Here is a 9980-nt window from a genome sequence, read left to right as displayed (position 1 = left end):
GCTTGCCCCGGCCAGAACCCGGGGGCCCGCCCCCGCCAGAACCCGGGTGCGCCGCCGTCAGTCCGCCGTGGCGGATATCCGGAGCAGCATCGCCATGAACTGTTCCCGCTCGGCCGCGGACAGCGGTGCGAGCAGTTCGTCGTTGGCGGTGCGGGCCGCCTTCTCGCAGCGCTTCAGCAGCCGTGCTCCCCGGTCCGTGAGGGAGACCGCGTTCTTGCGGCGGTCCTTCGGGTCGGGCTCGCGGACCACCAGGCCGGCCGACTGGAGGTCGTTGAGGACGCCGACCAGGTCCTTGGGGTCCAGCCGGACGCCGCGGCCGAGGTCGGCCTGGGCGACGGGTGCGAGGTCGCGGACGGCGGACAGTACGACGTGGTGCCACATCCGCATGTCCTCCCCGGCCAGTGCCTCGGCCACCAGAGCCCGGCCGCGGGCGGCGGCGCGGCCGAGCAGCCAGCTGGGCAGGGAGCGGATCGCGGGGAGGGGGGCTTCCGACATGGGCGCAGCCTAACCACACATCGTTGGTTCTTCCTATGATCCTCCGATACCGTTGGCCCCCCATGAATTCATGAGGACCACCAACGACCCCGGAGGTGCGATGCGCCGCGTCCGCTATGAAACCCGAGGCGGCCCCCTCTTCGCGGAGGAGGCCCCGCTCCCCGAGCCCGGCCCCGGAGAGCTGCTCGTGCGCGCGGAGGCGATCGGCGTGACGCTCCCGGTCGTACGCAAGGTCACCGAGGCGGCCGAGCCCGTCCCGCTCGGCGGCGAGATCGCCGGGCAGGTCATGGCCGCCGGCGAGGGCGTCACGAGCTTCGGCACCGGCGACCGGGTGACCGGACTCTGCCTAGGCCACGGCTACGCCGACTTCGCGCTGCTGCACGAGGTCATGGCCTCCCCGGTTCCGGCGGACGCGAGCGCCGTCGACGCGGTCGCCCTGGTCCGCAGCGGACTGGTCGCCCTCGGCGCCCTGGAGGCGGCCCGCCCCGAGCCGGGCGAGGCGGCCCTGGTCACCGCGGCCGCGAGCGGAGTCGGCCACCTGGCCCTGCAACTGGCCAGGACGCGCGGCGCCGGACGGGTCGTGGGAGCCGTCTCCGACCCGGCCAAGGCCGACTTCGTCCGGGGCCTCGGCGCCGACCACGTCATCACCTACGGCGACACCGGCTGGGGCACCCCGGTCGACTACGTCCTGGACGGGGTCGGCGGCGAGCTGCTCACCCCGGCCCTGCACGCACTCGTCCCCGAGGGGCGGCTGGTGGCGTACAGCTCGGGCGGCGGCACCGTCCAGGCGTACGACCTGCTCGTGGACGCCAAGTCGGTGATCGGGTTCCAGATGGCCCGTATCGCCCGCGGGAAGCCGGAGTTGTACGAGCAGTGGCGCGAGGAGCTGTGGCGGTTGTTCGCCGCGGGAGAGCTCAGGCCGGTCGTGCACGGGGAGTTCGCCCTGGAGGACGCGGCCAAGGCGCACGGGGAGATCGAGGGGCGGTCCAACCTGGGCAAGGTCGTCCTGATCCCCTGACGCACGCTTCTTGTAGGGAGTCTGCGAACCCAAGTACCGTCTGTGGCCCACACATTGGACGTGGGATGTCCGGATGACCGGATGTCTGTTCCCACGTCCCGGTGGTGCAGCCGACAGACGCATGAAGGGCAGGTCGCACCATGCCGCACGTCTTCACGCACGTCTGAGATCCACTCTGACGGCCGCCGTCGCCGCCGGGGCGCTGCTCGCGTCCACCGCCCCGGCGCACGGCCAACCCACCACGGCCTCATCGGAGTTCGACCAGCAGGTGCTCTTCAAGGCCTCCCAGGACCCGGGTTACGCCTGCTTCAGGATCCCGGCCGTCGTGCGCACCATCAGCGGCACGCTGCTGGCGTTCGCCGAGGGCCGCGTCCTCAACTGCGGTGACGCGGCCGACATCGACATCGTCGTCAAGCGTTCCACCGACGGCGGCCGCACCTGGGGGCCGCTCCAGGTCGTCACCGAGGGCGCGGGCGACACACACGGCAACCCGGCACCGATCGTGGACCGCGGCACGGGCCGGATCCTGCTGGCCGAGACGTACAACACCGGCCGTACGGACGCCGGCAACTGCACCGTCCCCTGTGACCGCACCCCGCACCTGCAGTACAGCGACGACGACGGCCGCACCTGGTCGAAGCCGCGCGACCTCAGCGACGAGATCCAGCCGGAGCACTGGAACTCCTGGTACGCGACCGGTCCCGTGCACGGCATCCAGCTGACCCGCGGCAAGCACGCCGGGCGGCTGGTGTTCGGTGTCAACACCGAGACCTGGAACGGCAGCCGGGTCTCCGCCAACCACGCCGCGCTCGTCGTCAGCGACGACGGCGGCGACTCCTGGCGCGTCGGCGCCACGGACACCTGGCCCATAGGGCAGGACCGCGTGTTCCGGCAGAAGCCGTCCGAGGTGACGCTCACCGAACGCGCCGACGGCGCCCTGCTCGTCAGCGGCCGGGAGCAGGACGGCACCGACCTGGGCCACCGCTCCCAGACCCTCAGCACCGACGGCGGCGACAGCTTCGCCACGCCGTTCCGCGCCCTCCCGGACCTGTACACCCCGCAGGTCCAGGGCGCGACCCTGCGCCTCGGCGACCGGATGCTGCTGTCCGCCCCGGCCGACCCCGACCGCCGCCGCACCATGATGGTCCGCTCCTCCTACGACGGCGGACGCACTTGGGAGAGCGTGGACCGGGGCACGGTCGTCACCACGGACTGGTCCGGCTACTCCGACATGGCGGCCGTCGACGGCACCACGGTGGGCCTGCTGTACGAGGGCGGCGCGGTCGACGCGCGCGACGAGATCCGCTTCGCCCGCTTCACCGAGGACTGGCTGAAGCCGCGCCGGGGGGGCCGACCCGACCACGCGCGACGCGGCCGCGGGCGCCAGGCCCGCGGCGGTGCTCGGGGGCGCCGGGCGCACGGCCGGTGTCCGCGGCGGTGCGCTGTCGTTCGACGGCACCGACGACGCCGTACGGCTGCCCTACCGGTCCCGGCTCCCGCTCGGCGAAGGGGACTTCACTGCCTCGCTGCACTTCCGCTACACGGCCACGACCGGCGAACAGCCCTTCCTGTGGATGGGCGGCATCGGCACCACCCAGCCGCAGATCTGGCTCCGGGGCGAACCGGCGGGCAACCGCGTCCGGGGGCTGATCACCACCCGGTCCGGCGCGACGACCGTCAAGTCCGCGTCGGTGTCGGCCGACGGCGCCCACGACGGCCGCTGGCATCATCTGGCCCTGCGCCGGGGTGGAGGACGGTTGACGCTCTTCCTCGACGGCGAGGCGCTCGGCACCGCGGACGTGCCCGGCTCGGTCAGCCGCAACTCCCCGTTCGGCGTGCACATCGGGCAGCGCATGGACAACCGGGCCTTCCTCACCGGAGCGATCGACGACGTCCGGGTGTGGAACCGGGCCCTGAGCGACGAGGAGTTGGCCGCCGGTGCCTCGGGCGCGGCCTCCCGGGGCACGGTCCTGTGGCTCCCCATGGACCGGGTGAGCGGCAGCAACTAACGTCACGGAACGTGCCCGACGACTCAGGAGCAGCACGAGCACGACAGCGCACGGGAACCGGGATGGGCCTGCTGCTGGTCCTGGTCCTCGGCGCCGCACTCCTCATCGCCCTGCCCGACGACCACGGCCCGGACGACGACGCCTGCCAGGCGCTCACCGTCGGCTCCTGGAAGACGGACGACGGCCTTACCGCGAAGTTCGCCCGCTACGGCGACGACGCGGTCCGCACGGACGACTGGACCGGCGGCGACGGCACCCACTCGGTGCGGCTGCCGGACGGCCGGGTGCTGTGGCTGTTCTCGGACACCTATCTGGGCCGGGTGTACGGCCCGCCCAACCCGCACGGCGAGTCCTACGCCTGGCGGGACGCCGACACGCCGCTGGTGCGCAACTCGGCGGTGCTGATGCGTGACGGCCGGCTCGACACCACCCTGCCCGCCCCGCTGTTCGCCGACCCGGCACCGAACCAGTGGCGCTGGCCGGTCGCCGCCCGCGTCGAGCCCCGCTCCCCCGGCTCCTCGGAGCAGGTCGTCCGGGTGCTGCTGTGGGTGCGCACGGCAGGACAGGCCCCCTGGATCTACGGCGTGCCCACCGCCACCGAGGTCGCCACGCTGTCGCTGCCCGGCCTGCGCCTGGAGTCGATCGTCGAGGTGCTCGGCCAGCAGCTGGTCCCCGACCCGTCCCGGCGGGTGCTGTTCGGTACCACGCTGGTCGAGGAGGACGGCTGGACCTATGTGTTCGGCGGCGACGACGGCCGGGCCGCCTCCCGGCCCGTCTCGCGCGCGTACGCGGCCCGCGTGCCGGAGGGGGCGCTCGGCGATCCGTCGGCCTGGCAGTACTGGAGCGGCTCGGCGTGGGTGCCCGGCGCCCGCCCCCGGCCGGTGCTCGGGGACGGGCGGCGCAAGGGCGTGGGCAGCGCGTTCTCGGTCGTCCGGGAGGACGGCACGTACGTGCTGTTCACGATGGCCGCCGGCCCGAAGGGGCTGACCACCGTCGCGTCCTACTGGGCCTGCTCGCCCGCCGGGCCGTGGCACGGCCCGGCGAAGGAGTTCAGCCCGCCGCTGCCCCAGGGACAGGTCGCCGCCTACAACCCGCAGGCGCATCCGGTGCTGAGCGGCGACGGGCGGCTCGTGCTGAGCTACGACGTCAACTGGCTGGAGACGACGGGCGCCGCCGCCCAGCTCAGCCGGAACGTGTCCCTGTACCGACCACGGTTCGTGTCGTTGCGACTGGCTGCGGCGCGGTGACCTCCGCCGCAGCTTCCCGCGCGCGCCGCTTGGCGATCACCGCGCACACGATCAGCTGCATCTGGTGGAAGAGCATCAGCGGCAGCACGGCCAGCGCCGCCTGCGGGCCGAACAGGACGCTCGCCATGGGCAGCCCGGCGGCCAGGGACTTCTTCGAGCCCGCGAACTGGATGGCGATCCGGTCCGCCCGGCCGAAGCGCAGCGCCTTGCCGCCGTACCAGGTCAGCAACAGCATCACGGCGAGGATCAACGCCTCGACGACGACCAGTCCACCGAGCCTGGAGAGGCTGACCTGATGCCAGATGCCCTGCACCATGCCCACGCTGAACGCGGTGTAGACGACGAGCAGGATCGAACCGCGGTCCACCAGCCCGAGGACATGCTTGTGGCGGGTGACGAAGCCGCCGATCCAGCGGCGCAGCAGCTGCCCGGCGAGGAACGGCACCAGCAGGTGCAGCACGATCTTCAGCAGCGAGTCGGCGGAGAAGCCCCCGCCGTTGCCGCCGAGCAGCGAGGCCGCGAGCAGCGGGGTGGCGATGATGCCGACGAGGGAGGAGAAGGAGCCCGCGCAGATCGCGGCGGGCACGTTGCCACGGGCCATCGAGGTGAAGGCGATCGACGACTGCACGGTCGACGGGACGAGCGTGAGGAAGAGCAGGCCCTGGTAGAGCGGGTGCGTCAGGATCACCGGCACCAGCCCGCGGGCCGCGAGCCCGAGCAGCGGGAAGACCAGGAAGGTGCAGGCCAGGACCGTGACGTGGAGCCGCCAGTGGCGCAGCCCGTCGAGTGCCTCACGCGTGGAGAGCCGGGCGCCGTACAGGAAGAAGAGGAGGGCGACCGCCGCCGTGGAGGCACCGGAGGCGACATCCGCGGCCGGCCCGCGTGCCGGGAACAGTGCGGCGAGGCCCACCGTCCCGAGAAGCAGCAGGATGTAGGGGTCGATCGGCAGCCGGCTCGGCCAGTGCAGGCGTTTCACGGTGCTCCACTTGCTTGGTACTTCGGTCGGTCCGGGGTCGCAACGGCCCCCATCCATCCTGCTCCCCGCCCCGGCGATCGGGAATCCCGTATACGGCTCTCACTGTCATCATGTTTCGCGATAACGTGGGGGGCATGTACGACCCGTCCCATCTGCGCACGTTCCTGTCGGTGGCGCAGACGCTGAGCTTCACGCAGGCCGCGCGGCGGCTCGGGCTGCGGCAGTCGACGGTCAGCCAGCACGTGCGGCGGCTGGAGGACGCCGCCGGGCGCACGCTGTTCACCCGGGACACGCACTCGGTGGAGCTGACGGAGGACGGCGAGGCCATGCTCGGCTTCGCGCGCCGGATCCTGGAGGTGCACGAGCAGGCGGCGGCGTTCTTCACGGGTACCCGGTTGCGCGGCCGGCTGCGCTTCGGCGCCTCGGAGGACTTCGTGCTGACCCGGCTGCCCGAGATCCTGGAGGGCTTCCGGCACGAGCATCCGGAGGTCGACCTGGAGCTGACGGTCGAGCTGTCGGGCACGCTGCACGAGCAGCTGGCCGCCGGGAAGCTGGACCTCGTGCTGGCCAAGCGGCGCCCCGAGGACCCGCGAGGCGAGCTGGTCCGGCACGACCGGCTGGTGTGGATCGGCGCGGAGCGCCTCCGGCTCGACCCGGACCGCCCGGTGCCGCTCATCGTCTACCCGCCGCCGGGCATCACCCGCGCGCTCGCCCTGGAGGCCCTGGAGCGGCAGGGCCGGGACTGGCGCGTGGTGTGCACCAGCGGGAGCCTCAACGGTCTCGTCGCGGCGGCCCGGGCCGGTCTCGGGGTGATGGCCCACTCCCGGGGTCTCATCCCGCCGGGACTGGTCCGGGTCCCGGACCGGGCTGGGCTGCCGGAGCTGGGGCAGGTCGACTTCGTTCTCGTCCACGGCCGGCGCCGGCCCTCCGCCCAGGGCACGGCGGACGCCCTGGCGGCGGCGATCCTGGCGGGCGGGGACCGTCTGCACCGCAGCGAGCGCAAGGGGCTGTGACGAAGGGGAGTGACAAAATCCGCCGCCGTCCCGCTGACAGAAGAGACCCCGCGCCACGGCGCGTCGCGCGCAGCCGGACTCGTACAGATTCGGTGGAGATTACGGCACCGAAACTTACTCAACCGTCAGGATTGTGTCCGGCCCTTCCCCATGTGAGCGCTTTTTCCCTGACTGCCCAGCGCATACGAGAGGGCTGCTCACCTTCGTACCCCCTCCCGCGCCCTGGCCGGTTGGGGTAGCTTTCACGGCGCTGTGCGGGGCGTCACTCGACTGAAGCGCTGAGGAGCGGGGAGCGGGGTTTGCGCGAGTTCACCAACCCTCCGTTGGCGTTGGCACCTCCGGTGGGCGGTCTGGCCGACGTGGTCTTCGAGCATGCCCAGGAGGACCCGCTGCACAGCGCGCTGGGCCGCAAGGACGACACGGGCCAGTGGCGGGATGTCACGGCCGCCGAGTTCCGCGACGAGGTGCTCACCCTGGCCAAGGGCCTGCTGGCGAGCGGCATCCGGTTCGGCGACCGCGTCGCGATCATGTCCCGCACCCGCTACGAGTGGACCCTCTTCGACTACGCGCTGTGGACGATCGGCGCCCAGGTCGTGCCGGTCTACCCGACGTCCTCGGCCGAGCAGTGCTTCTGGATGCTGTACGACGCCGAGGTGACGGCCGCGGTCGTGGAGCACGAGGACCACGCCATGACGATCGCCACCGTCATCGACCGGCTGCCCCGGCTGCGCCGCCTGTGGCAGCTCGACTCCGGGGCCGTGCACGAGCTGTACGACGCGGGCGCGCACCTCGACGACGAGGTGGTGCACCGCCACCGGCAGGCCGTCACACCCGACTCGGTCGCCACGATCATCTACACCTCGGGCACCACCGGCCGCCCCAAGGGCTGCGTCATCACGCACGGCAACTTCATGTACGAGGCGGACACCGTCATCGAGCGCTGGGAGCCGGTGTTCCACTCCAAGCGCGGCGACGAGGCGGCGACCCTGCTGTTCCTGCCGCTCGCCCACGTCTTCGGGCGCATGGTCCAGGTCGCCGGGATCCGCGGCAAGGTGAAGTTCGGCCATCAGCCGCAGCTGAACGCGGCGGCCCTGCTGCCGGACCTGGCCGCGTTCAGGCCGACGTTCTTCCTGGCGGTGCCGTACATCTTCGAGAAGGTGTTCAACGCGGCCCGCCGCAAGGCCGAGAAGGAGGGCCGCTCCGGCCCGTTCGAGAAGGCCGTCGACATCGCCATCAAGTACGCGGACGCGATGGAGGCCAAGGCCTGGGGCACCGGCCCCGGCCCGTCGGCGGGCCTGCGCATGCAGCACCAGCTGTTCGACAAGCTCGTCTACACCAAGATCCGCGCCGCGATGGGCGGCCGCATCAAGCACGCCATGTCCGGCGGCTCGGCGATGGACCGTCGGCTCGGGCTGTTCTTCGCCGGGGCGGGCGTGCACATCTACGAGGGCTACGGCCTGACGGAGACCACCGCCGCCGCCACCGCCAACCCGCCCGGGCGCACCCGCTTCGGCACGGTCGGACAGCCCATTCCCGGCATGACCGTGCACATCGCGGACGACGGCGAGATCTGGCTGCACGGCGAGAACGTCTTCCAGGGGTACCTCAACAACCAGAAGGCCACCGACGCCACCCTGCACGACGGCTGGCTCGCCACCGGCGACCTCGGCGCGCTGGACGAGGACGGCTTCCTCACCATCACCGGCCGCAAGAAGGAGATCCTGGTCACATCCGGCGGCAAGAGCGTTTCGCCCGGTGTGCTGGAGGAACGCGTCCGGGACCATCCGCTGGTCAACCAGTGCATCGTCGTGGGCAACGACCGCCCGTACATCGCCGCCCTGGTCACCCTCGACCAGGAGGCTGTGGAGCACTGGCTGGCCATGCGGGCCAAGCCGCGGATGTCCCCCGCGGAGCTGGTGCGCGACGCGGACCTGGAGACGGAGGTGCGCCGCGCGGTGGTCGCCGCCAACACCCTCGTCTCGCAGGCCGAGTCGATCCGTACCTTCCGCATACTCGCCCAGCCGTTCACGGAGGAGCACGGGCTGCTGACCCCGTCCCTGAAGCTGAAGCGGAAGGCGATCGAGAAGGCGTACGAGAACGAGGTCGAAGCGCTCTACCGTGCGTGACGTCCGCCTCGCGGGGCAGGTGTGGCTTCGGAATCTCCCGTCAGGAATGCATCACCGCCCGTGATCGTTGACGATGGGCAGGAACACCTGACCCCTTACCGAAGGATCGAGAGCTCGTGAGCAAGGTCCCCCCGATCATCCTGAACAACGGCGTCGAGATGCCCCAACTGGGCTTCGGCGTCTGGCAGGTGCCGGACGACGAGGCCGAGACGGCCGTCGCGACGGCGCTGGAGGCCGGGTACCGCAGCATCGACACAGCGGCGATCTACGGCAACGAGGAGGGCACCGGCAAGGCCATCGCCGCCGCCGGCCTGCCCCGCGAGGAGCTCTTCGTCACCACGAAGCTCTGGAACGCCGACCAGGGATACGACGCCACGCTGCGCGCCTTCGACACGTCGCTGGAGAAGCTCGGCCTGGACTTCGCCGACCTGTACCTGATCCACTGGCCGACGCCGGAGCGGGGTCTGTACGTCGACACGTACAAGGCGTTCGAGAAGCTGCACGCCGACGGCCGGATCCGGGCCATCGGCGTCTCCAACTTCCTTCCCGAGCACCTGGAGAAGCTGATCGGCGAGACGTCGGTCGTCCCCGCGGTGAACCAGATCGAGCTGCACCCGCATCTGCAGCAGGCGGCCTCCCGCGCCTACCACGCGGAGCAGGGCATCGCCACGGAGGCCTGGTCGCCGCTCGGCCAGGGCAAGGGCCTGCTGGAGGTCCCGGCGATCGTGGCCATCGCCCGCAAGCACGAGCGCACCCCGGCCCAGGTCGTGCTGCGCTGGCACATCCAGCTGGGCAACGTGGTGATCCCGAAGTCCGTGACGCCGTCGCGGATCAAGGAGAACATCGAGGTCTTCGACTTCAGCCTCGACGACGAGGACCTGGCGGCGATCAGCGCCCTGAACGAGGACCGCCGCATCGGCCCGGACCCTGCGGAGTTCAACGGCACCTGAGTCCCGGCGACAGCCAGGGTCCGGAATGGCTCCACACGGCCGGACCACCGGACCGGGCCGCGGGAACCGAGCGGCTTCCGGCGGAGCCGCTGTCACGCTGCCAGCGTCCGTCCACGGTGCCGATCAGCAACCGGCGGGGATCGGTG

7 protein-coding genes and 1 pseudogene are annotated in these 9980 nt (G+C 71.8%); 6 read left to right on the top strand and 2 right to left on the bottom strand.

Annotated features, from left to right (window positions below; all coding sequences use genetic code 11):
* Positions 1-57: 57 nt before the first annotated feature.
* Positions 58-495, bottom strand: coding sequence for a MarR family transcriptional regulator (locus tag ABZ281_RS22220; RefSeq protein ID WP_356657934.1), 438 nt, complete (start codon positions 493-495; stop codon positions 58-60).
* Positions 496-595: 100 nt separating this feature from the next.
* Here ABZ281_RS22220 and ABZ281_RS22215 point away from each other — a divergent pair, with 100 nt between their 5' ends.
* The 3 genes and pseudogenes from ABZ281_RS22215 to ABZ281_RS22205 all read left to right on the top strand — a co-directional run bounded on the left by ABZ281_RS22215 (position 596) and on the right by ABZ281_RS22205 (position 4769).
* Positions 596-1513 (top strand): zinc-binding dehydrogenase, encoded by a 918-nt coding sequence (locus tag ABZ281_RS22215; protein WP_356657940.1) that lies wholly within the window; start codon positions 596-598, stop codon positions 1511-1513.
* 121 nt (positions 1514-1634) lie between these two features.
* Positions 1635-3522: pseudogene (locus tag ABZ281_RS22210) on the top strand (sialidase family protein).
* An 11-nt stretch (positions 3523-3533) separates the two neighbouring features.
* Complete coding sequence (locus tag ABZ281_RS22205; protein WP_356657932.1) at positions 3534-4769, top strand: DUF4185 domain-containing protein; 1236 nt, start codon at positions 3534-3536, stop codon at positions 4767-4769.
* Here the strand turns inward: ABZ281_RS22205 and ABZ281_RS22200 are convergent.
* Positions 4705-5718: a bile acid:sodium symporter family protein gene (locus ABZ281_RS22200; RefSeq protein WP_356657938.1), complete on the bottom strand. Its 1014-nt coding sequence runs from the start codon at positions 5716-5718 to the stop codon at positions 4705-4707. The two genes, ABZ281_RS22205 and ABZ281_RS22200, sit on opposite strands and share 65 nt — an antisense overlap.
* A gap of 161 nt (positions 5719-5879) precedes the next feature.
* Between ABZ281_RS22200 and ABZ281_RS22195 the strand changes: the two genes are divergently transcribed.
* The 3 genes from ABZ281_RS22195 to ABZ281_RS22185 all read left to right on the top strand — a co-directional run bounded on the left by ABZ281_RS22195 (position 5880) and on the right by ABZ281_RS22185 (position 9834).
* Positions 5880-6758 (top strand): LysR substrate-binding domain-containing protein, encoded by an 879-nt coding sequence (locus tag ABZ281_RS22195; RefSeq protein WP_356657930.1) that lies wholly within the window; start codon positions 5880-5882, stop codon positions 6756-6758.
* 299 nt (positions 6759-7057) lie between these two features.
* A complete protein-coding gene (locus ABZ281_RS22190) occupies positions 7058-8884 on the top strand; it encodes an AMP-dependent synthetase/ligase (RefSeq protein ID WP_356657928.1) in 1827 nt (608 codons plus the stop codon).
* Positions 8885-9042: 158 nt separating this feature from the next.
* The gene (locus ABZ281_RS22185; protein ID WP_356657936.1) at positions 9043-9834 is read left to right on the top strand and encodes an aldo/keto reductase; all 792 of its coding nucleotides are present in this window, start codon (positions 9043-9045) and stop codon (positions 9832-9834) included.
* The last annotated feature ends 146 nt before the right edge of the window (positions 9835-9980 follow it).

This window comes from Streptomyces sp. NPDC006265 (assembly GCF_040613555.1).
In the GTDB taxonomy this organism is placed as follows: Bacteria; Actinomycetota; Actinomycetes; order Streptomycetales; family Streptomycetaceae; genus Streptomyces.
The sequence above is the reverse complement of the archived record's forward strand: the minus strand, read 5'-3'. Positions and strand labels throughout refer to the sequence as shown.

Coding starts and splice junctions, on each gene's coding strand:
- ABZ281_RS22185 (WP_356657936.1), top strand. CDS start 9,043: ATGCCCCAACTGGGCTTCGGCGTCTGGCAGGTGCCGGACGACGAGGCC.
- ABZ281_RS22195 (WP_356657930.1), top strand. CDS start 5,880: ATGTACGACCCGTCCCATCTGCGCACGTTCCTGTCGGTGGCGCAGACG.
- ABZ281_RS22215 (WP_356657940.1), top strand. CDS start 596: ATGCGCCGCGTCCGCTATGAAACCCGAGGCGGCCCCCTCTTCGCGGAG.
- ABZ281_RS22220 (WP_356657934.1), bottom strand. CDS start 495: ATGTCGGAAGCCCCCCTCCCCGCGATCCGCTCCCTGCCCAGCTGGCTG.